This is a genomic window from Octadecabacter ascidiaceicola, from assembly GCF_900185015.1.
In the GTDB taxonomy this organism is placed as follows: Bacteria; Pseudomonadota; Alphaproteobacteria; order Rhodobacterales; family Rhodobacteraceae; genus Octadecabacter; species Octadecabacter ascidiaceicola.
On sequence record NZ_FXYD01000001.1, the window covers coordinates 515,154 to 535,270 of the forward strand.

21 protein-coding genes and 1 tRNA gene are annotated in these 20,117 nt (G+C 55.0%); 9 read left to right on the forward strand and 13 right to left on the reverse strand.

What is annotated here, in order from left to right; genetic code table 11:
• Nucleotides 1–59: 59 nt before the first annotated feature.
• The 7 genes from OCA8868_RS02500 to purC all read right to left on the reverse strand — a co-directional run bounded on the left by OCA8868_RS02500 (nucleotide 60) and on the right by purC (nucleotide 8,840).
• Complete coding sequence (locus tag OCA8868_RS02500) at nucleotides 60–2,783, reverse strand: Rne/Rng family ribonuclease (RefSeq protein ID WP_093995492.1); 2,724 nt, start codon at nucleotides 2,781–2,783, stop codon at nucleotides 60–62.
• Nucleotides 2,784–3,585: 802 nt separating this feature from the next.
• Complete coding sequence (locus tag OCA8868_RS02510) at nucleotides 3,586–4,920, reverse strand: sigma-54-dependent transcriptional regulator (protein WP_093994960.1); 1,335 nt, start codon at nucleotides 4,918–4,920, stop codon at nucleotides 3,586–3,588.
• Between the two features lie 6 nt (nucleotides 4,921–4,926).
• Complete coding sequence (locus OCA8868_RS02515) at nucleotides 4,927–6,648, reverse strand: sensor histidine kinase (RefSeq protein WP_245847997.1); 1,722 nt, start codon at nucleotides 6,646–6,648, stop codon at nucleotides 4,927–4,929.
• Between the two features lie 76 nt (nucleotides 6,649–6,724).
• The gene (gene purQ / locus OCA8868_RS02520) at nucleotides 6,725–7,393 is read right to left on the reverse strand and encodes a phosphoribosylformylglycinamidine synthase subunit PurQ (protein WP_093994961.1); all 669 of its coding nucleotides are present in this window, start codon (nucleotides 7,391–7,393) and stop codon (nucleotides 6,725–6,727) included.
• Between the two features lie 63 nt (nucleotides 7,394–7,456).
• Nucleotides 7,457–7,849 (reverse strand): hypothetical protein, encoded by a 393-nt coding sequence (locus OCA8868_RS02525; RefSeq protein ID WP_093994962.1) that lies wholly within the window; start codon nucleotides 7,847–7,849, stop codon nucleotides 7,457–7,459.
• A complete protein-coding gene (gene purS / locus OCA8868_RS02530; RefSeq protein ID WP_093994963.1) occupies nucleotides 7,830–8,060 on the reverse strand; it encodes a phosphoribosylformylglycinamidine synthase subunit PurS in 231 nt (76 codons plus the stop codon). The genes OCA8868_RS02525 and purS overlap by 20 nt, the downstream gene beginning before the upstream one ends.
• Before the next feature lie 18 nt (nucleotides 8,061–8,078).
• Nucleotides 8,079–8,840, reverse strand: coding sequence for a phosphoribosylaminoimidazolesuccinocarboxamide synthase (gene purC, locus OCA8868_RS02535; protein WP_093994964.1), 762 nt, complete (start codon nucleotides 8,838–8,840; stop codon nucleotides 8,079–8,081).
• A 140-nt stretch (nucleotides 8,841–8,980) separates the two neighbouring features.
• Between purC and OCA8868_RS02540 the strand changes: the two genes are divergently transcribed.
• The 5 genes from OCA8868_RS02540 to OCA8868_RS02560 all read left to right on the forward strand — a co-directional run bounded on the left by OCA8868_RS02540 (nucleotide 8,981) and on the right by OCA8868_RS02560 (nucleotide 13,877).
• A complete protein-coding gene (locus OCA8868_RS02540) occupies nucleotides 8,981–9,295 on the forward strand; it encodes a DUF1476 domain-containing protein (protein ID WP_093995494.1) in 315 nt (104 codons plus the stop codon).
• A gap of 155 nt (nucleotides 9,296–9,450) precedes the next feature.
• On the forward strand, nucleotides 9,451–11,331 hold the full coding sequence (locus tag OCA8868_RS02545; protein WP_179214752.1) for a phosphatidylglycerol lysyltransferase domain-containing protein: 1,881 nt from the start codon (nucleotides 9,451–9,453) through the stop codon (nucleotides 11,329–11,331).
• Nucleotides 11,300–12,328 carry a betaine--homocysteine S-methyltransferase gene (bmt, locus tag OCA8868_RS02550; protein WP_093994966.1) on the forward strand — a complete coding sequence of 343 codons (1,029 nt, stop codon included), beginning with the start codon at nucleotides 11,300–11,302 and terminating at the stop codon, nucleotides 12,326–12,328. The genes OCA8868_RS02545 and bmt overlap by 32 nt, the downstream gene beginning before the upstream one ends.
• A 154-nt stretch (nucleotides 12,329–12,482) precedes the next feature.
• Nucleotides 12,483–13,187, forward strand: coding sequence for a cobalamin B12-binding domain-containing protein (locus tag OCA8868_RS02555; RefSeq protein WP_093994967.1), 705 nt, complete (start codon nucleotides 12,483–12,485; stop codon nucleotides 13,185–13,187).
• Between the two features lie 75 nt (nucleotides 13,188–13,262).
• Nucleotides 13,263–13,877, forward strand: coding sequence for a DUF1638 domain-containing protein (locus tag OCA8868_RS02560; protein ID WP_093994968.1), 615 nt, complete (start codon nucleotides 13,263–13,265; stop codon nucleotides 13,875–13,877).
• Here OCA8868_RS02560 and OCA8868_RS02565 read toward each other — a convergent pair.
• Nucleotides 13,874–14,275 (reverse strand): SufE family protein, encoded by a 402-nt coding sequence (locus OCA8868_RS02565; RefSeq protein ID WP_093994969.1) that lies wholly within the window; start codon nucleotides 14,273–14,275, stop codon nucleotides 13,874–13,876. The genes OCA8868_RS02560 and OCA8868_RS02565 overlap by 4 nt on opposite strands.
• A gap of 120 nt (nucleotides 14,276–14,395) precedes the next feature.
• On the opposite strand from OCA8868_RS02565, the gene OCA8868_RS02570 reads away from it, so the two are divergent.
• Nucleotides 14,396–14,881, forward strand: coding sequence for a hypothetical protein (locus OCA8868_RS02570; RefSeq protein ID WP_093994970.1), 486 nt, complete (start codon nucleotides 14,396–14,398; stop codon nucleotides 14,879–14,881).
• Between the two features lie 6 nt (nucleotides 14,882–14,887).
• Here the strand turns inward: OCA8868_RS02570 and rnd are convergent, their stop codons facing one another.
• Genes rnd through purM form a run of 3 tightly spaced genes read right to left on the reverse strand, consistent with a single transcriptional unit; the run spans nucleotide 14,888 to nucleotide 17,749 of the window.
• On the reverse strand, nucleotides 14,888–16,045 hold the full coding sequence (gene rnd / locus OCA8868_RS02575; protein ID WP_093994971.1) for a ribonuclease D: 1,158 nt from the start codon (nucleotides 16,043–16,045) through the stop codon (nucleotides 14,888–14,890).
• Nucleotides 16,046–16,097: 52 nt separating this feature from the next.
• Entirely contained in the window at nucleotides 16,098–16,709 is a 612-nt protein-coding gene (gene purN, locus OCA8868_RS02580) for a phosphoribosylglycinamide formyltransferase (protein WP_093994972.1), read from the reverse strand.
• Nucleotides 16,706–17,749, reverse strand: a complete 1,044-nt coding sequence (gene purM / locus OCA8868_RS02585; protein ID WP_093994973.1) for a phosphoribosylformylglycinamidine cyclo-ligase — start codon at nucleotides 17,747–17,749, stop codon at nucleotides 16,706–16,708. The genes purN and purM overlap by 4 nt, the downstream gene beginning before the upstream one ends.
• A 121-nt stretch (nucleotides 17,750–17,870) precedes the next feature.
• Between purM and OCA8868_RS02590 the strand changes: the two genes are divergently transcribed.
• Together OCA8868_RS02590 and OCA8868_RS02595 are read left to right on the forward strand one after the other, a co-directional pair.
• Nucleotides 17,871–18,215, forward strand: coding sequence for a hypothetical protein (locus OCA8868_RS02590; RefSeq protein WP_093994974.1), 345 nt, complete (start codon nucleotides 17,871–17,873; stop codon nucleotides 18,213–18,215).
• Between the two features lie 44 nt (nucleotides 18,216–18,259).
• Entirely contained in the window at nucleotides 18,260–18,778 is a 519-nt protein-coding gene (locus tag OCA8868_RS02595; protein WP_245847999.1) for a sterol desaturase family protein, read from the forward strand.
• Here OCA8868_RS02595 and OCA8868_RS16840 read toward each other — a convergent pair.
• Entirely contained in the window at nucleotides 18,775–18,909 is a 135-nt protein-coding gene (locus OCA8868_RS16840) for a hypothetical protein (protein ID WP_281253582.1), read from the reverse strand. The two genes, OCA8868_RS02595 and OCA8868_RS16840, sit on opposite strands and share 4 nt — an antisense overlap.
• A gap of 231 nt (nucleotides 18,910–19,140) precedes the next feature.
• Between OCA8868_RS16840 and OCA8868_RS02605 the strand changes: the two genes are divergently transcribed.
• Nucleotides 19,141–19,217, forward strand: a tRNA-Ile gene (locus OCA8868_RS02605).
• 223 nt (nucleotides 19,218–19,440) lie between these two features.
• On the opposite strand, the gene OCA8868_RS02610 is transcribed toward OCA8868_RS02605, so the two are convergent.
• On the reverse strand, nucleotides 19,441–20,016 hold the full coding sequence (locus OCA8868_RS02610; RefSeq protein ID WP_093994977.1) for an outer membrane protein: 576 nt from the start codon (nucleotides 20,014–20,016) through the stop codon (nucleotides 19,441–19,443).
• Nucleotides 20,017–20,117 lie beyond the last annotated feature (101 nt).

Sequence of the window (20,117 nt, forward strand, 5' to 3'; positions counted from 1 at the left end):
CACCACTGTGGGACGGCATTTATTTTCAAACCCTTACGGGTCAATTCTAATGCATCGCGTTAGCGACCACCCAGCGACCACCAGCCACGCTTCTTAGGCGTTTCTTTGGCCTCAGCGACAGGTTCAGCTACCTCTGCTTCCGCCTCAACCGGCTTTGGCTGTGACGTGGTTTTGCGAACCCGCTTTGGCTTTGCCTCGGCAACAGGTTCTGGCGTTTCAGCGGGCGCCTCAGCGACGGGTGCTTCAGCCTCCACTGCTTCAACAGCCTCAACCTTCTTCGCAGCAGGCTTCTTGCGGGCGCGTGTGGCCTTCTTTGGCTTTGGCGCTGGCTCTTCTTCGGCGGCAGGTGCCTCTTCATCAGCCTTTGCCTCCTCAGCAGGTGCGTCATCGCTTTTCTTGCGACGGGTACGCGTGCGCTTGGGCTTTTCTGGCGCTTCTTCTGCGGCAACTTCCTCAGCGGGTGCCGCCTCAGTAGCCTCAACAGCTTCCGCCTCCTCAGCTGGCGCTGCATCGCTTTTCTTGCGGCGTGTGCGGGTGCGCTTTGGCTTTGGTGCCTCTTCAATCTTGGCGTCTTCGGCCTCAGCTGCGTCCGCTTCAACAACCGCGGCGTCACCCTCAACAGATGCAGCGGTTGTTTCGCCAGCGTTCTCGCCATTCTCGGCGTTGTTGGCTTCGGCGTTCTCGCCACCGCCCCCACCACCGCGACGACGACGACGGCGACGACGGCGCTTTTTGGTTGGTGCTTCGCCGTCCTGTTGCTCTGAGGCTTGGCCCTCAGAGGACGCATCTGTCTCTTCAACTTCTGCCATAACAGCCGTGTCCGACGAAATCACAGACGCGAGTTCAACCTCAGCTACCGCGCGGGTCGCGGTCTTGAACTTCTCAATAGCATAGTCAGGCGACACCAGATGTGGGTCACATTCAATACGCACGGACAGGCCATAACGGGCCTCGATCTGGGCGATATGCTCGCGCTTTTGGTTCATCAAGAAGTTGGCGATCACAATTGGTGCTTTGATCAGAACTTCCTTGGAACGGCCGCGTACACCCTCTTCTTCCAACTGGCGCAGAATACCTAGCGCGACGTTGTCGTCAGAACGCAGCAAGCCCGTGCCGTGGCAGTGGGAACATTCCTGCGTGGTTGATTCCAGCATGCCAGGGCGCAAACGTTGACGCGACATTTCCATCAGGCCAAAGCCGGAAATCCGCCCTACCTGAATGCGCGCACGATCTGTCTTCAGCTTTTCCTTCATCATCTTTTCAACGGCGGCGTTGTTCTTGCGCTCGTCCATATCGATGAAGTCGATCACGATCAGCCCAGCCAAGTCGCGCAGGCGCAACTGACGCGCCACTTCTGCGGCGGCCTCAAGGTTGGTCTTGGTCGCAGTCTGTTCAATACTACCTTCTTTGGTCGCACGGCCAGAATTCACGTCAATCGCCACAAGCGCTTCGGTGATGCCGATCACGATGTAGCCACCAGATGGCAGCTGCACCGTCGGGTTAAACATGCCATTCAAGTAACCTTCGACCTGATGGCGTGCATACAGCGGCATCTGGTCTTTGTAGTTGGTCACGTTTTTCGCGTGGGACGGCATGATCATTTTCATGAAGTCCTTTGCCACGCGGTAACCGGCCTCTCCCTCAACGATCACTTCGTCGATCTCTTTGCTGTAAAGATCGCGAATCGAACGTTTGATCAGGTTGCCTTCTTCATAGATCTGCGCCGGCGCTGTCGATTTCAGCGTCAGTTCGCGGATTTGTTCCCACAGGCGTTGCAGGTATTCATAATCGCGCTTGATCTCGGTCTTGGTGCGCTGTGATCCGGCGGTGCGAATGATCAGGCCAGCACCTTCTGGTACAAGCATTTCATTGGCGATGGATTTCAGCTTTTTTCGGTCGGCGGCATTGGTGATCTTGCGGGAAATGCCACCACCACGCGCGGTGTTTGGCATCAGCACGCAGTAGCGGCCAGCAAGCGAAAGGTATGTCGTCAGGGCAGCGCCCTTGTTGCCGCGTTCTTCCTTGACCACTTGGATCAAAAGGATTTGGCGAACTTTGATAACCTCTTGAATTTTATAACGCTTCGGGCGCGGCTTGCGCACAGGGCGCACGTCTTCTTGGTCGTCCTCGTCAGCGACGCTTTCGATGGATTCATCTTTAGCTGTCGCATCAGCACTACCAGCGGCGGCTTCTTCATCGGCGCTATCGTCGCTGTCATCAGAAGGCACTTCATCTGTTGGTTCTTCAACAGGTGTCTCCGCAACCGTTTCCATGTGCGACGTGGCTTCGCCGTCAGCGATCTCTGCGCCTTCGGTCAGGTCAATCGTTTCCATACCCGCGATATCGCCAGAGGTCTCTTCCTCGGGCGTTTCAATAGGGTCAGCCGTTGCCACGGCATCCTGAGTGTCCACCTCAGCCGCTTTAGGCTTGCGGCGACGGCGCGAACGCTTTGGCTTTTCAGCTTCGGCCTCAGCCTCGGCTTTCATGGCTTCTGCGTAGGCCTTTTCTTCGGCCATCAGTGCTTCGCGGTCTGCGACCGGAATCTGGTAGTAGTCAGGGTGGATTTCGTTGAACGCAAGGAAACCGTGGCGGTTGCCGCCATAGTCAACAAACGCTGCCTGAAGCGATGGTTCGACCCGTGTTACTTTTGCGAGATAGATGTTGCCGGCCAGCTGGCGGCGGGATTGGGTTTCAAAGTCGAATTCCTCGACCTTGTTTCCGTCGACCACCACAACGCGGGTTTCTTCCGCGTGGGTGGCATCGATAAGCATTTTCTTAGCCATTGTATCCTGTTCCACGCGCCATTTGGCGGCGCCCCCAAGGGCGCTGCAGTTTCTGATGCGTGATTGATTGTGGCGATGCGCGCGCAAGCGGATGCGGCGGCCAATTGGCCCCCTGCTCTCTCGCCATTTAATGTCGCGCGGTTCATCGCGTTGGTCTCCGACCACCAATGCATATGCGAAAGTGGCCCGTTCAAGGCCCCAAGCGTTAGGTTGTCCATCACCGCCGAGGGCTATTCATCTGGTCTCATTAAAAAGAAACCACATTCTTCGGTCTGTCTAATGGGTATGACGGGATCGCCTGATCGGGCCACTCAACCAATACACAGAAAAACTCACCGGGATTTTGCGCAAATCGTTATGGCAACCACCCGTGGTTTATACATAGGGGACATGGGGGGCTATTTACAATGATGAACTGCATCAGACGCTCAATATTGGCGTCATAAGACATAGTCACCTACATCACGAAGACACGCTGGCAAGAAAGCTGACAATCCCTGCCACTAGAAGGAGGAAGTGAAAAAAAAGTGCCCAACGGCGAAAAACCCACAAAATCAGACACACAACACACCAGAAGGTGAAAACTCCCGCCGCGACCATCAGAGTAGCGGACCAACGATTCGCATAAGCGGCGCCTCCGTCCGACGACCCCAATAAAAAAAACAGGTAGCCCGCCACACCGATTGAGGAAGACAGCCCCACGATCACGCAAAACCTCATCAACCGCTTTGCGAGAGGGTCTATTGGTTTGCGCCCGCTTTGGATCGGAGAGGCAATATAGGGGTCGGTCGTCTTGCGCATTTCACCCAAGATAGTCAGACCGCTGGAGACCATACTTCGCCATCTTTTCATTCAACGTCCGGCGCGGCAGGCATAACTCTTCCATGACGTTTACAATTGATCCTTTGTGGCGGCGCATGGTGTTATCAATCAACATCCGCTCGAACGCCTCAACGAATTCCTTGAGCGGTTTGCCTTCAGTGGTGATCGCCGGCTGACTTTCATCGTCTTCGGTCATCAACAGGCTGGCAATCGAGCCTGAGCCACGACGGTTTTGCAGAACCGCGCGTTCGGCCACATTATACAGCTGACGCACATTGCCCGGCCATGGGGCCTGCAACAGCTGTGCGGCCTCTTGGGCGGACACTTCGGGTGCGTCGCAGCCGTATTCCTCGGCAAATCCTTCGCCCAAACGGGTGAACAACGTCAGGATATCTTCACCCCGCGCACGCAGTGGCGGCACCGTGATCCGCAATGCGGCCAAACGGTAGAACAGATCATTGCGCAGCACGCTTTCGCAAGTCTTGCCTTCGTCCTGTAGGTTACAAATGGCAACGATGCGGGTTTCAGCGGGGGTGCCTTGTTCGTTAATGGCCGTCAGCAGCCGCGCTTGGTTGGTTTCAGACAAAGCTTCGATGTCTTCGAGCACCAATGTACCACCACGGGCCTCTTCCATTGCGGGGATCGGATCATCCTGCCCTGCTGGGCCGAACAGCCGCTTGGATAGCGCCTCTTCTTCGTAAGCGGCACAGGAAATCAAAACGAATTTCTTATTCGCCCGCGCACCAACCGCATGCAGCGCATGCGCCACCAGCGTTTTGCCCGTCCCTGTTTCGCCCTCAATCAGCGCATGACCATCCGCCTGCCCCAGATCGAGGATGTCTTCTTTAAGACGCTCCATCACAGGACTTGCGCCGATGAGTTTCTTCATCAACGCGCCACCGTCAGACAATTCACGACGCAACGCACGGTTATCAAGCGTCAAACGCCGCGCAACGGTCGCCTTCTTCGCCAGTTCCGTCATGCGATCGGGATTGAACGGCTTTTCGAGGAAATCAAACGCGCCAATGCGCATCGCCTCAACCGCCATCGGCACGTCGCCGTGGCCCGTGATCATGATAACGGGAAGCGAGCTGTCCACACCTTTGAGCTTTTTCAAAAACTGCATGCCGTCCATGCCCGGCATCTTGATATCGCTGACAACGATACCCGGATAATCTTGGCCCACGCCCTTCAGCGCATCTTCGGCGCTGGCGAATGTCTCGGTGTCATACCCCGACAGCGCCAGCCACTGGGAAATGGACTGACGCATGTCCTGTTCGTCATCCACAATTGCGATTTTCATTGCCTGAGCCATGCGCGTTTACTCCGCTGCTTCTATTTCTGAACCCAATATGGGCAGTTCTACTTCAAATATGGCCCCACCCTTCGCAGAATTGCGCGCGGTCAGCCGTCCACCGAAGTCGTTTACGATGCCAGATGAGATAGCAAGACCCAAGCCGGTACCGTCACCCGGGGCTTTGGTGGTGTAAAACGGCTCAAACAGCTCATCGAGGTCTTCGATCCCGGCACCATTGTCGCGAACAGACAGGCGTGCAACGTCCCCCTGCGCAAGCAAGATTTCAACAACGGGTTCGCCCGCAGTTTTGGTCGCATCCAATGCGTTTCTCAGCAGGTTAATGATGACCTGTTCTAACCGCATCCTATCGCCAAAAACCATCACGGGATGGTCCGGCAAAGTACGCGTAATGACCACCTGACGCTGTCGCAATTGCGGTTCCATCATGGACAGTGAAGACAGCACCGCGTCCTTCATATCAATGGGTTCTAGGCTGTCTTTGCCTTTGCGGGCGTAGGATTTTAATTGCTTGGTAATCGCACCCATGCGCTCAATCAGGCTGTCGATGCGCTGTACCGCGACAACGGCCTCATCAGGGCGTTCACGGCTGATCAACAGGCGCACGCCAGCAAGGTAGGTTTTCATCGCTGCAAGGGGTTGATTTAGCTCATGTGAAACGGCCGCCGACATCTCACCAAGGGCGGCCAGTTTGGACGTTTGCGCAACGGTCTGCTCGGCCACCTCAAGATCCTTTTCGACCTTTTTACGTTCGGCAATTTCCCGCTGCAGTCGACGATTCAACTGGCGAAGCTCCGCCGATTCCATCTGAAACATCCGCGCCGCGAGGTTTGATCTACGTGACAAGAACCAAAAAAGGCCCGCCAGCGTAATCGCGAAGCCCATGATTTCGAGTGCCAAAATCGCATTCACCCGTTCACGCACGGATTGGAATGTTGTGAAACTAACCACACGCCACCCCTGAAACGGCACACGCGCTTCTTGGCGCATCACGCCGTCACCCCGCAGGTAGGCATCAATCGGCAAAGCTGACCAATCTGGCGTGCCACGCAACGCCCGTTCAATCGCTGTTTGTGGCTCCTGCAGCGCGATCGCTTCTTCTTCAAGACGTCCACGCCAGCGCGGCTCTGTCGCCAATATCGCAAGGCCTTCACTGTTAAGAACCATTACCGCGTCAGAAATACCCGCCCAAGACCGCTCCAGTTTCGCCAAATCCACTTCGACGGAAACTACACCAATCACCAGACTGCTGTCTTCGACCCGGCGCGAATAGGTGAACGAATATCCGCCCTCTTCGCGCTCACCCACGGTAAAAGTCGTGATATTTGAGCGAAGCGCATCAATGAATGACCTTTGCGGGCGTTGGTTTTCCCCAAGCCGTTCGCGGTTTGTCGCGGCAACAATGCGGCCGTCTGTGTCCATCAGTACCAAAGACGCCGCGCCGATTTCATCCACGAAAGACAACAATCGTGCGGTTGACTGGGTAAAGTCAGCCGAGTTCAACGCGCCGATCAACGCGGGGTCACGCGCCAGCAGTTGTGGAACGATTGAGTTTCTCTGTAGCTCGCTGAGAAGGTTAGCAGAATACAACGCCAAGCGCACTTCAGCGGCACCGCGCGTGCGGTCTGTAAAGCGTTCGGTCAAAAGGCGATTGGACGTGTAGACAACAATGCACGCCACGACCACAAGCGCAGTCACAAGGATGCGCGTCCACCAAACCGGCGACAAGCGCCGCCTTTTCACAGAATTCCCCAGGTCATTTCAAAATACTACCGCCCTACCCGCGCGGCGTCCATCACAGCCCTTAGGCGTTGGCCAGTTGCGCCATCAAACCGGCAAAAAGACGCTGACCGTCGGTGTTGCCATGCGCGTCTTCATAGGCACGTTCAGGGTGAGGCATCATCCCCAGCACACGGCGGTTCTCCGACAGAATACCAGCGATATCGCCGCGGCTTCCGTTCGGATTGTCCGTGTAGGTAAAGGCCACGCGGTCCTCGCCCTTCAGCTGCGCAATCGTTGCATCGTCAGCAAAATAGTTGCCGTCATGGTGCGCAATCGGAACGCCGATTTCAGCGCCAGCGTTGTAGCCTTCGGTGTAAGCGGAATTGGATGTCTCAACCTTCAAACCAACCGTACGGCAGATGTATTTCAGCCCCGCATTGCGCAACAGCGCACCGGGCAACAAACCCGTTTCGGTCAGAATTTGGAAGCCATTACAAACACCTAGAACATAACCACCCGCATTCGCGTGATCCACAACTGCGTTACAAATTGGTGAGTTCGCCGCAATCGCACCGCAGCGCAGGTAATCCCCAAACGAGAACCCGCCCGGGATCGCAACCAAATCAACACCCTTCGGAAGCGCTGCATCTTTGTGCCAAACAATGCTGACATCCGCGCCGGATTTTTCCAAGGCAACAGCCATATCACGATCGCAATTGGACCCGGGGAATTGAATAACAGCGGCTTTCATAGTCGATCCCCTTTTCAGGACAGAAGAGTTCAAGTTGTTTCGCCCATTGGGCAAAGCGGAAGATTATAACCCAATGCCGCAGACATCGGTAATCGGGCCAAGATCGTCATCGAAATCGATGCCCGAACGAATGTGGATTTGTGAGATCAAAGTCCCGAAGCCTTCGACTCCCTGCAGTTTGCCCGCTTCTTCCACCGCCCATGCTGACCAGCGAAGATACTCCTCGACGACCGGAACGCCACGACGGCGTTCAAGCTCGCCAATGGCACAGGTCATTTTCACCGCCATCTCAGTTGGCACTGTCCAGCTCTGATCACCACCACCTACGCGAGACATTTCGCGGGTAAAGGCCTCTGTCAGGGCAATATGACGTGCTGCATAATTGTCGGCAGCAGCGGGCATGGCGCCCAGAAAAATGCCGGCCAGAACAACGCCTTTAATCAATTTCAATTTCATAGCTTTCGATCACTGTATTGGCTAAAAGTTTCTCACACATCTCACCAACTTGGGTTTCAGTTGCGCCATCCGCCAGATCAAGCTCGATGACTTTACCTTGGCGAACTCCGTCCACCCCATCAAACCCAAGCGCGCCAAGCGCGTGTTTCACGGCGGCCCCCTGTGGATCCAAAACACCGTCTTTCAACATTACATGTACGCGGGCTTTCATGGCAGCAGTCTTTCTTTGTTAGTTTATCAGTGTCGGCTTGGTGATATTCGTCGCATTGGACGGCATCACACCAAGGCGTTTTGCAACTTCGGTGTAGGCATCGGCCAGATCACCAAGATCTTGGCGGAACACGTCCTTATCAAGCTTGCGCCCGCTTTCGATGTCCCAAAGGCGGCAGCTGTCAGGGCTGATTTCATCAGCAACCACAAGTCGCATGAAATCATTGTCCCAAACGCGGCCAATCTCGATTTTGAAATCGACCAATTTGATGCCGACCCCGTGCATGACTCCGGCCATAAAGTCGTTCACCCGCAGCGCGAGCGCGACAATATCGTCCAGATCCTGCTGCGAGGCCCAGCCAAATGCGATGATGTATTCTTCCGGCACCAGCGGATCACCAAGTGAGTCGTCTTTATAGGAGAACTCGACAATCGGGCGTGGCAGCGGTGTGCCCTCTTCCATGCCAAGACGCTTGGCCATCGATCCTGCGGCAAAGTTGCGCACGATGACTTCAAGCGGAATGATTTCAACCTGACGGATCAGCTGTTCGCGCATGTTCAGGCGGCGAATGAAATGGGTCGGGACGCCAATGCGCTGAAGACCCAGCATAAAGAACTCCGACAGGCGGTTGTTCAAAACGCCCTTGCCGTCAATTACGTCTTTCTTTTCGGCGTTAAACGCGGTCGCGTCATCCTTGAAATACTGTACAAGCGTTCCCGGCTCTGGACCTTCATAGAGGATCTTTGCCTTGCCTTCATAGACCAGTTTGCGACGTGCCATGCTGTCTCCTGCGCAGGCCCCTCTCTTTGGACGTCAAAGAGGGCAGAAAAGGCCTGATACGCGCCTCATAAGCCAAGCCCCCCTTGCGGGCAAGCGCTGCGAGGGGCATATCTTGTATGAACACCAAATGGAGCCTGAAAATGTCCACTTTTGACGACCGCGAAACCGCATTTGAAAACAAATTTGCCCATGACGCAGAAATGCAGTTCAAGGCAGACGCCCGCCGCAACAAGCTTGTTGGCCATTGGGCCGCCGGTCTGCTCGGCAAAGAAGGCGACGAAGCGGATGAATACGCTAAAGAAGTCATCAAAGCCGATTTCGAAGAAGCCGGCCACGAAGACGTCTACCGCAAGCTGTTCGCGGACGTGGGCCACTTGGCTGACGAAGCCACCATTCGCGCGAAGATGGCGGAATGCATGGCAGAAGCCAAAGAACAGTTGCTCGGCGAAGCCTAAACCCGCCACGATTGAGCGAAATTTCGTTCTAATTGAATGAATTAAGATAGGGCCAGCCCGTCGAAAGACGCGCTGGCCTTTACGTTTGAAGAACCATTCCCCCTTTAACGTGCCCCTCGTGGGTGGGCTCACGCTGAGTTTGAATGGGGGTACGAATGTCACAAAGCCAAGAAGCCGCATCTCGAATGCGCATGTTCATTTCGACGCGATGGATTTCAAGAACCGTCCCCGTTCTTGCGCTCGGCGTTTTCGGGGCACTGTTTGTGCGCCATATCGCACAGATTGACGGCGCCGCAATTTGGGGCGCTTTCGCATCCTTGCAGTGGTGGCAATGGGGTGCCGCCTTGGTTTTTACCGCACTCAGCTTTCGCGCAATCGGCATCTATGACGTTTTGGTGCATCGCATTTTACACACGCGCCAACACCCAAGCCTTGCACGCAGCGCAGGTATCAAAGCCATCGCTATCTCCCAAACACTAGGTTTTGGCACGATCACAAGCGCCTTGGTCCGCTGGCGTTGTTTGCCGGACCTAACCGCAAGCGCAATTGCGCAGCTTTCTGCAGCGGTAAGCCTGTCCTTTTTAGCCGCTCTTGCCGTTGTGGCCGCGTTGATCGTGCCATTTTCCGGCCTTTTGCCACACTCTGGCGGGCTAGTTCTTAGTGGCTTGGTCGCGCTTTTGGGGTTGATGGCCTTGGCCCGCCTCAGTTTCCGGCTGGGTTGGATCCCAACCCCTGTACGCACGAAGACCCTATTCTCGTTGTTGCTTGCGACTTTCGTCGACACAGGGTTTGCCGCAGCCGCACTTTGGGTACTTTGGCCGGAACCGATTTCGTTCCAACTTCTGTTCGCGGCCTACCTTGTCGCCCTTGGTGCAGGCCTTTTGTCCAACGCTCCGGGCGGGGTTGGCGCATTTGATTTGTCTTTGCTTGCGCTGCTACCAGTCACCGATTCCGCATCAACCATGGCGGCGCTATTGGCGTTTCGCGCCCTCTATTACGCACTACCCGCGGCCATTGCACTCTTCTGCCTAATCCGCCCAACACCATCCGTCCCGTCCCGCCCGCTCACGCACCCCGAAGCGACCCTTGCGCGGCAGTCGGCCCATGTATTCCCCCACAAGAAAGCGCCCCTCCTCACGCTGTCTTGCTGGGGGAATGGTGTGGTTTTGGGGGATTTGCCAAACGGAATGTCCATAAGCGACTTGCGCAGCAGCGGGGCACCGCGCGCCCTCTATAAATGCAGCGCACAACAGGCCACGCGCGCGCGCAAATCTGGCTGGGTCGCGATCCGTTGCGCCGAAGACGCGCTCATCACGCTCGCGACTTGGTCAACCCAAGGCGCTAAAAAACGGCAATTGCGCCGCGCGTTAAACGGGTTCAAAAACAGCGGGCTTCATATTTTTGAAGTCCGCAACACAGCTTCTCTCACTAGAATTGCCAAAAAATGGGCAAAGGCCTCCGGTGGCGAACGCGGTCATTCGATGGGAAGGTTTTGCCCAGACTACCTCTCCCATCAGCGCGTATTCGCCGCCTATGCGGGCAAAACTCCTGTGGCATTCGTCAGCTTTCACACAGGCCCCATTTGGACCCTCGACCTTATGCGCCACGCTGCCTTTCCTTCTGGCGCGCCGCTGCCGAATGGCACGATGCACGCCCTCGTATATCAAGGGATTCTTGCCGCAAAACAGTGCGGCGCTACCCAGCTCTCCTTAGCCTCGGTTCCCTCTCTATCCAACGCTTTACCCGGCGCGAGGCGCACCATAGATGCCGCCGCCGGATTGCGCCGCTTCAAACAAGCTTTTGATCCATCTTGGCATGCACGTTACCTCTGCGCGCGCACGACAAGTGACCTAATTCTAACGGTCGCAACCTTGGCCAATGCCATTCACAATCCGCCGCCATTGCCGTACCCAAAATCCATTCAGCGACATGATGAAAATTATTCAATTGCGAAGAAGCCCGCGTCATGCGAAGCGCGTGCGACCCCTTTAGGAGCACGCCATAATGTCCAGTATTCAACCGAACGCCCTGTCTGACCTTCTTGCAACCCGCGATTGGCTTTTGGCCGATGGCGCGACGGGCACGACACTATTTAACATGGGCCTGCAATCTGGCGACGCACCTGAGTTTTGGAACTTTGAACACCGCGACCGTATTACCGCCCTGTACCAAGGCGCGGTTGACGCAGGGTCCGACATTTTCCTGACCAACACCTTTGGCGGTAACGCCTCGCGCCTGAAACTGCACGACGGCCAAGACCAGGTGCATGAAATCAACAAAGCGGGCGCTGAAATTGGCCGCGAAGTTGCGGACAAATCTGGCCGCAAGGTCATCGTTGCTGGCTCCGTTGGGCCGACCGGCGACATCATGGATCATATGGGCGGCACGCTCACGTTCGACTCCGCCGTGGAAATGTTCCACGAACAAGCCGAAGGCCTGAAAGCAGGCGGCGCGGATGTTTGTTGGGTAGAAACCATTTCTGCCGGTGATGAATTCAAAGCTGCCGCAGCTGCCTTTGCACTGGCTGACATGCCGTGGTGCGGCACGATGAGTTTTGATACCGCCGGGCGCACAATGATGGGCCTGACAAGCGCCGAACTGGTAAAGCTCGTCGGCAAAATACCAAATGCACCAATCGCCTTTGGCGCAAACTGTGGTGTTGGCTCGTCCGACTTGCTGCGCACGGTTCTGGGCTTTGCCTCCGCTGGACCGGAACAGCCGATCATTGCCAAAGGGAACGCTGGCATCCCGAAATACGTCGAGGGCCACATCCACTATGATGGCACGCCTGAATTGATGGCTGACTACGCCTGCCTTGCCCGCAACAGCGGCGCGACCATCATTGGCGGGTGCTGTGGCACGACCCCAGAACACCTGAAGGCAATGCGTGAAGCGCTGGAAACCCGCCCGAAGGGTGACGCACCAACGCTGGAAGAAATCACCGAAGCAATGGGTGCATTCTCTTCTGAATCCGACGGAACGGACGGCGCTGGCCCAACACGCGCACCGCGCCGTGGGCGCCGCCGCGGCTAAGCAAGTCACGCTAAACTGAACGATTTTCACATTCGTATTGCACCACTTTCATTTGCGTGCTCGTCGCAGTCCGCGCACCTTGTGTCGCAATCGGTCCAGACCAACTGCGGCATTTACGCGCAAATCACCTAACGACACTTCAAAGGGTTCCCTCATGTCCGACCAAGAAGACGACATCATTCTCGCAGAGCTGAACGACGACGATCTTGTCGCGCAAATGTTCGATGACCTTTACGACGGCCTCAAAGAAGAGATCGAAGAAGCCGTAAATATCCTGCTCGAACGCAAGTGGGCGCCCTATGACATTCTGACCAAAGCACTGGTTGGCGGCATGACCATCGTTGGCCATGACTTCCGCGATGGCATTTTGTTTGTGCCAGAAGTGCTGCTGGCCGCGAACGCAATGAAAGGTGGCATGTTCATCCTCAAGCCGCTGCTTGCTGAAACTGGCGCGCCGCGCGTTGGCAAGATGGTGATTGGCACCGTTAAGGGTGACATCCATGACATCGGCAAAAACCTTGTGTCCATGATGATGGAAGGCGCTGGTTTTGAAGTTGTCGATCTTGGCATCAACAACGCCGTCGAAAGCTACCTCGAGGCGATTGCCTCGGAAGAGCCTGACATCCTTGGCATGTCCGCCCTCCTCACCACCACGATGCCCTATATGAAAGTCGTGATCGACACGATGATCGAGCAAGGCATCCGCGATGATTACGTCGTGCTGGTCGGCGGTGCGCCATTGAACGAAGAATTCGGCAAAGCCATCGGCGCGGATGCATATTGTCGTGACGCTGCTGTTGCCGTCGAAACGGCAAAGACGTTCATGGCCCGTAAACACAACCAAGGTGCCACAGCCTAAATACGTGCTAGACTGAAATTCCAGCGCGTCCAGTGGCCCTGCTGCTGGGCGCGTTTTCTATTGAAGGTGTTGCGCATGGATGAAATCACACGCCAAAAATCACCAGACGGCAAAGCCCGCATTCTGTTGATCGCCTGCGGTGCTTTGGCGCGCGAAATCCTAGCGTTGAACGAGGCCAATGGCTGGGACCATCTGCACCTACATTGCCTGCCCGCCAACCTGCACCACACCCCCGACAAGATCGTCGCCGCCGTCGAAAAGATGGTGGCAGAACGCCGCGATGACTTTGACGATATCTACGTGGTCTACGCCGATTGCGGCACGGGTGGGCTGCTAAAAGCTGCATGTGATCGCATGGGTGTCCAGATGGTCGAAGGGCCGCATTGCTATAGCTTCTTTGAGGGCAACGCAGTGTTTGAAAACCTTGGCGAAATGACAGCGTTTTACCTGACGGATTTTTCCGTCCGCCAGTTTGACGCCTTTATCTGGAAACCACTGGGCATGGACCGTCACCCCGACCTGCGGGACATGTATTTCGGGAACTATGAAAAAATGGTCTATCAAGCGCAGACCGACGACCCTGCCCTGACTGAACTCGCCAAGAAACACGCACAGCGCCTCGGGCTTGCGTTTGAGCGGCGTCTGACGGGCTATGGTGATCTGGAAGCGTCGCTGGCGGCGCTGCGTTAAGCTCTAACGCTGCGGATCCGCTCGATCATTGCGCGTAACCCGTTAGACCGCTGAGCGGAAAGATGGTCGTTCAACCCAAGGCGTTCAAATTCTGCGCGGGCATCAACGCCTGCAACTTCCTCAACCGGTAGTCCGTTATACAAAGCATGCAAAATTGCGATCAAACCGCTGACGATCATTGCGTCGCTCGCGCCGTGGAACGTGAACACTCCATCCTTGATCGTGGGGACCAGCCAAACCTGTGACGCGCATCCGTCAACCTTGGTCGCGGGAACCTTGAACGCATCATCAAGGGGCGGCATTTCGCGGCCCATGTCGATGACATGCGCGTAACGGTCTTCCCAATCATCCAAAAACTCGAACGTTTCAGCGATATCTTCAAAGGCAGTCGTGGCCATAGTGTTCCCCTATCTTGCCCCTGACTTAGGCCCAGCCCCACCAAACGTCCAGTGCCCGCTTTTCATACACGCAACTTTGGGCTAGCAAGACGTACCAACTTAAGACCAAAGGGGCGATCCATGCTGCGCGCAACACTTCTAGGCACTGCTGTCCTGCTCACGCTTTCGGGCTGTGCACGGATTTCAGAAAGCCGCTTCAACCCTTTCAACTGGTTTGGAAACAGCACCGAAGCCGCAGTCATTGATCCGAGTGAGCGCCGCCCACTGGTTCCAGAAGGCCGCCGTCAAGTAGCCTTAGACGGGCGCATTCTGGTTCAAAGCATCATTTCGCTCAGCGTCGACCGCGCACCAAGTGGCGCAATCGTGCGCGCTGTTGGTGTCGCCGAAACGCAGGGCTTCTTTAACGCGCAGCTTGTCAGTCGTGGCGTTGAAAACGGCGTGCTTACGCTTGAGTTTCGCGCACAAAGGCCGACACGTTTAGAAGTGCCTGGCACAACGCGTTCACGCCAAATCAGCGCAGCCTACGTCATTGATAGCGTTGATCTTTCCGGCATTCGCACGGTACGCGTTCAAGCCGCGACAAATGCGCGAACTTCCGGCCGCTAAGCGCTGTCAAAGCGCAATCGCAACGACCTTTTCGCCCTTCACCGCCAAGCCGATCTCGCCGTTACATAGACGCAGCGCATCGTCTCCAAAAACCTCTTTGCGCCAACCGCGCAAGGCTGGAACATCACGAACACCTCCAGCAATTGCATCCAGATCAGCGCTGTTGGCGATCAGCTTTTGTGCGACACCCTCGGTGTCTGCAACGGACTTCACCAACACCCGCAGCATATCCGCCAAGGCCGGATTCACCTGAAGCTTCTCACGACTGGAATCAACACGCGGTGCGTTTTCCGGCTTTACGGCCAAGCCGGTTTTCACCGCCTTCAGGATACCATCGGCGATATCGCCACGCCGCGCTTCACGCAGCAACAGACGCGAACGCCCCAAGTCTTTTTCTGACGCAGGTTTTGTCGATGCGATCTCAACCAATGCATCGTCCTTAAACACACGATTACGCGGAATATTGCGAGATTGTGCGTAGGTTTCACGAAAACGCGCCAACTCGCGCACGATTGACAGGAATTTCCCCGAATTGGTGCGTGTCTTAACGCGTTTCCATGCCAAATCAGGATCCGCTTGATAGGTCGCCGGATCATTCAACACGGCCATCTCTTCGGCCACCCATTTCTTGCGACCAGACTTATCCAATTGCTTAGACAAGAATTCATAGATGACCCGCAGGTGGGTCACATCAGCCAGCGCGTAGGTCTGCTGCGCATCCGTCAGTGGGCGGCGGGACCAATCCGTAAAGCGCGAAGACTTATCAACGGACTCCTTGGCAATTTTACGCACGAGCGTCTCATAGCCAGCTTGTTCGCCAAAACCACAGACCATCGCAGCGACCTGAGTATCAAACAACGGCATAGGGATAATGCCCTGATCAATATAGAAAATCTCAAGATCTTGGCGGGCAGCGTGGAAAACCTTAACCACGTTTTCGTCTTGAAACAGCGCATACAGCGGTGCCAGATCAAGGCCGTTTGACAGTGGGTCAACCAAGACCGCATCGTCATTGCCGTCACCCATATAGGCCAACTGAATCAGACATAGCTTTGAATAATAGGTGCGTTCGCGCAGGAACTCGGTGTCCACGGTCACATAAGGATACTTGGCGGCCTCGGCGCAAAAAGCGGCAAGATCAGTCGTCGTTGTGATGGTCTTCATCTGGGCCTTTTCATTTTCTATTCGTCGCGGCCCCCCGCTCGCTTTGGTGAGCTTAGGGGATTGATCTCATAATGGGAAGGCGCACTGGCGTGCGATCTCCGTTCGCAAAACGGCGCAAAACAGCAGGGTACAGTTCATGCTCTAGCGGAAGTAGGCGGCTGGCGAGGGTTTCAGGCGTGTCGTTCTGCTCAACAGCAATGCGTGCTTGCCCTAGAACCGGTCCATCATCTAATGCGGCCGTCACTTCATGCACGCTACAACCGTGTTCTGGGTCGCCAGCTTCAAGAGCACGCGCGTGGGTGTGTAGCCCTTTGTATTTCGGGAGCAACGACGGGTGAATGTTCAACATTCGGCCTTCATAACGCGCGGTGAAGCCTTCGGTTAATATTCGCATGAAGCCTGCCAAACAAACGATATCGGGATTATGGCCCTCAAGCGTCGCATGAAGAATCTCTTCGAACGCGTTGCGATCATTGGGGTATTCTCGGTGATCAACGAAAGCCGTCGCAATACCCAGGTCTCGCGCCTTCGCCAGCCCGCCGGCGTTCGGATCATTGGAAATCACAACCACCGGACGCGCTGGATGGTCACCAATCATGCTGTTCACAAGCGCCACCATATTCGAGCCGCCACCCGAAATCAGGATAGCGACCCGTTTGCTCATACCAATGAGCCTGTGTAGCGAACGCCCTCACCAGCAGTGATTTTACCAAGCTCGTAAACGTCGTGACCGGCAGCTTCAAACGCGGCACGCGCGGCGTTTGCTTTGTCAGCGGGTACCGCCGCGACCATGCCAATACCGCAGTTAAATGTCTTGAGCATCTCGCCCTGATCAAGACCGCCCTGCTCGGCCAACCATTTAAAGACAGGCAGGAGCTCCCAAGCATCAAGGTTGATGTCAGCGCCAAGGGTCTCCGGCAGAACGCGCGGCAGGTTTTCTGTCAGACCGCCACCCGTAATATGGGCCAGCGCATGCAAATCATCCATCGCGGCAACCGCGCCTTTGACATAGAGCGTCGTCGGGGCAAGCAATGCCTCGCCCAACGTTCCATCGGAAAACGGCGACGCGTCAGCCCATGCAAGACCGGAACGTTCAACAATCTTGCGCACCAAAGAATAGCCGTTGGAGTGAACACCATTGGACGCAAGCCCCAACAATACATCGCCCTCAGCAACATCGCGTGGAATTTCAGCACCGCGTTCCATTGCGCCAACGCTAAACCCAGCAAGGTCGAAATCACCCTCAGGATACATGCCCGGCATTTCCGCCGTTTCGCCACCAATCAGTGCACAACCGGACAATTCGCAGCCCTTAGCGATCCCGTTGATGATCCGCGTCGCTTGATCAAGCTCCAGCTTGCCAGTCGCGAAATAGTCTAGGAAAAACAGTGGCTCCGCACCTTGGCACACCAGATCGTTGACGCACATGGCAACCAGATCGATACCAACGCCATCCACGTTTCCCGTATCAATGGCGATGCGCAGTTTGGTGCCAACACCGTCCGTTGCCGCCACAAGGATCGGGTCGCTGTAACCAGCGCCCTTCAGATCAAACATCGCGCCAAAGCCACCAAGCCCTGCCATAACGCCAGATCGTTTGGTGCGTTTGGCCGCAGGTTTAATGCGTTCTACCAACGTGTTGCCTGCGTCGATATCAACGCCAGCATCCGCATAAGTGAGGCCGTTTTTCTTGGGTTCAGTCATGCGGAAGATTCCTTTGTTCAAAGTGTGCTTTCCGATAAACTATGGCGCAGCAGCAAGCAACGGTACGTGTTAATGTAAACCCGAACAAAAGCGTTAATTATAACAAAGGGTACGGACGCCAATGGGAACCATCCAAGATCTCCTACGCGCCTTCTTTGGATGGAACACAACGACGTCACCGCTTTACTTCGTTGCTTTTGCGGCGGTTGCATGGGTGATTTACGTTTTCCGCGGGTTATCCGGCGGTTTCATCGCTTTTCTATTACCGAAAAATATTTGGTCACATAAATCGACCCGTCTTGACATAATATTGTTTGTCTTGGGCCGTTTTATAACCGGGTTTGGCCTGCTCGCACGCTTCAGCGCTGCACCCGCTTTTGCGGTTTGGATATCAACGCGCCTTCCGTGGTCGGCATTTGAAGGCGTATCGTTATCCCCCGTGATTCTTGCCGTTATTTTTGGGTAACGAACGATTTTGGGGTCTACTGGGTCCACCGTATCCATCATCAAATGCGTATTCTTTGGCCATTGCACGCGGTCCATCACAGCGCCGAAGTCATGACACCAATTACAGCCTATCGTCAGCACCCACTCGGGCTGTTTGTCATCGTGGCCATCCAGACAAGCATTATGGGGCTCGTGTTGGGCGTTATTGTTGGGACACTGGACCCACAGGCGACGACCGCAGAAATTGTTGGCGTTAACGCCTTCACAGCAATTGCGGTCATCGCGATGGCTAACTTTCACCATTCACACATTTGGATCAGTTTTGGCCCAATCGTTGAACGCATCATCATATCGCCAGCCCAGCATCAGATTCACCACAGCACAAACCCTGCGCATTACAATCGAAACTACGGTGGCACGCTTGCGATCTGGGACTGGATATTCGGAACGCTGTATCTGACGGGTGATGACGAAACGATAACACTTGGCCTTACAGAAAAAGGCGATGCGCCGTTGATGACGCACCGCCTTGATTTAATTTTAATCGACCCTGTGCTCAGGGCTTTGCGCGCAGGGCGTTAGAACTTCATGATAATGTCGGACTCGTCCGCATCATCTGTCTGCTCTGGTGCATCGCGCGTGGACAATGTTGCAGACGACCCACCGCCGTTCAACGCATTAACCAACAAGACGACACCAATAAATGACAACAAGATTAGGGCTTCACTGCCGCTAGAACTTGATGCTGTCGGTGTAAAAGATGATGCTCCGGCCAGCACTGGCGCGGACAAAATAACAAAAAACTCGTCATACCGTAAAAAGTTTCATGTCTCATTCCCTTCCAAGGATTGAAACTAACATCTACCAAGATTGCGGTGATTTTCCTAATAATTGTTAACCCACCGCTTGACCGCACCGCCGTCTCTGCTACGAACCATTTCTAGGGGCCTGTAGCTCAGTTGGTTAGAGCAGAGCGCTCATAACGCTTTGGTCGTAGGTTCGAGTCCTACCGGGCCTACCACTTTCTAAAAACGAAGGTTTTTTGAAAGAGTGTGCAAAGTGGGTTTGCTCGCAAACACACAGCACACGCCTTCGCCAACTTGACGCAATCCCCGGGTAAATCGCGAAGAAGATTATTGCAGAGCCGCACAAAGCGAACATTCTTTCAGTATGTAGCTGCCCCACAAATCAAAAAGGCGGCGCTCGAAAGTGCCGCCTTTTCAGATTGATTACTCTAAATCGCCTTAGAACGAGTAGCGATACCCCAATACGATATTGGAGGAACTAAACTCAGCTTCACGAGAAGCGTCTGAAAAAGCGACTTGTGCATCTGCTGTTTGCAGATATCGGTATTCAAGAAAAACCTGTGAAGCAGGAGCGACGTCGTACCGCCCGCCCAACATGATCTGCCCAGCACCGACCGTTTCAGAATTCTCGTAACTGCCTGTAGCATCATAGGTCACATTCGCTACGCCCAAGCCTAAACCTGCGTAGCCTTCAAAACTGCCATTCTCAAAGAAGTTATAGCGCGCCGTAACCAACAGCGCATCTGCACCGATATTATTCGGCTCATAACGAGTATACTCCTGTTCGTTGCTGCTGAATTCCAATCCGATCTCCAGACCGGGGGCCAAGACATCATTGCGAGAAACGCCGAAACCCAAGACCGTGCCTGAATTCGTGTCGTAATCTCTGTTCCCCCAAAACAGGCTATTGTCCGCGCTTTGGCCGACAAAAACATCAATATTGTAATCTTGTGCTTGAGCAATGCCCGCAGATGCGACGCAAAGCGCAAGTGTTGTTGTAATCATCTTAAACATTAGAAAACCGTCCTTAATAATAGAAATGGCAAAATAGTAGTTCCACGCTAACGAAAGGATTACGCTAAGTAAACTTTAGCGAAGGCACCTACATCGCTGCG

What these genes read in the sequence shown, in the direction of transcription:
- OCA8868_RS02500 (WP_093995492.1), bottom strand. Translation starts at nt 2,783, where the DNA reads ATGGCTAAGAAAATGCTTATCGATGCCACCCACGCGGAAGAAACCCGC.
- OCA8868_RS02510 (WP_093994960.1), bottom strand. Translation starts at nt 4,920, where the DNA reads ATGGCTCAGGCAATGAAAATCGCAATTGTGGATGACGAACAGGACATG.
- purQ (WP_093994961.1), bottom strand. Translation starts at nt 7,393, where the DNA reads ATGAAAGCCGCTGTTATTCAATTCCCCGGGTCCAATTGCGATCGTGAT.
- OCA8868_RS02525 (WP_093994962.1), bottom strand. Translation starts at nt 7,849, where the DNA reads ATGAAATTGAAATTGATTAAAGGCGTTGTTCTGGCCGGCATTTTTCTG.
- purS (WP_093994963.1), bottom strand. Translation starts at nt 8,060, where the DNA reads ATGAAAGCCCGCGTACATGTAATGTTGAAAGACGGTGTTTTGGATCCA.
- purC (WP_093994964.1), bottom strand. Translation starts at nt 8,840, where the DNA reads ATGGCACGTCGCAAACTGGTCTATGAAGGCAAGGCAAAGATCCTCTAT.
- OCA8868_RS02540 (WP_093995494.1), top strand. Translation starts at nt 8,981, where the DNA reads ATGTCCACTTTTGACGACCGCGAAACCGCATTTGAAAACAAATTTGCC.
- OCA8868_RS02545 (WP_179214752.1), top strand. Translation starts at nt 9,451, where the DNA reads ATGTCACAAAGCCAAGAAGCCGCATCTCGAATGCGCATGTTCATTTCG.
- bmt (WP_093994966.1), top strand. Translation starts at nt 11,300, where the DNA reads ATGTCCAGTATTCAACCGAACGCCCTGTCTGACCTTCTTGCAACCCGC.
- OCA8868_RS02555 (WP_093994967.1), top strand. Translation starts at nt 12,483, where the DNA reads ATGTCCGACCAAGAAGACGACATCATTCTCGCAGAGCTGAACGACGAC.
- OCA8868_RS02560 (WP_093994968.1), top strand. Translation starts at nt 13,263, where the DNA reads ATGGATGAAATCACACGCCAAAAATCACCAGACGGCAAAGCCCGCATT.
- OCA8868_RS02565 (WP_093994969.1), bottom strand. Translation starts at nt 14,275, where the DNA reads ATGGCCACGACTGCCTTTGAAGATATCGCTGAAACGTTCGAGTTTTTG.
- OCA8868_RS02570 (WP_093994970.1), top strand. Translation starts at nt 14,396, where the DNA reads ATGCTGCGCGCAACACTTCTAGGCACTGCTGTCCTGCTCACGCTTTCG.
- rnd (WP_093994971.1), bottom strand. Translation starts at nt 16,045, where the DNA reads ATGAAGACCATCACAACGACGACTGATCTTGCCGCTTTTTGCGCCGAG.
- purN (WP_093994972.1), bottom strand. Translation starts at nt 16,709, where the DNA reads ATGAGCAAACGGGTCGCTATCCTGATTTCGGGTGGCGGCTCGAATATG.
- purM (WP_093994973.1), bottom strand. Translation starts at nt 17,749, where the DNA reads ATGACTGAACCCAAGAAAAACGGCCTCACTTATGCGGATGCTGGCGTT.
- OCA8868_RS02590 (WP_093994974.1), top strand. Translation starts at nt 17,871, where the DNA reads ATGGGAACCATCCAAGATCTCCTACGCGCCTTCTTTGGATGGAACACA.
- OCA8868_RS02595 (WP_245847999.1), top strand. Translation starts at nt 18,260, where the DNA reads ATGCGTATTCTTTGGCCATTGCACGCGGTCCATCACAGCGCCGAAGTC.
- OCA8868_RS02610 (WP_093994977.1), bottom strand. Translation starts at nt 20,016, where the DNA reads ATGTTTAAGATGATTACAACAACACTTGCGCTTTGCGTCGCATCTGCG.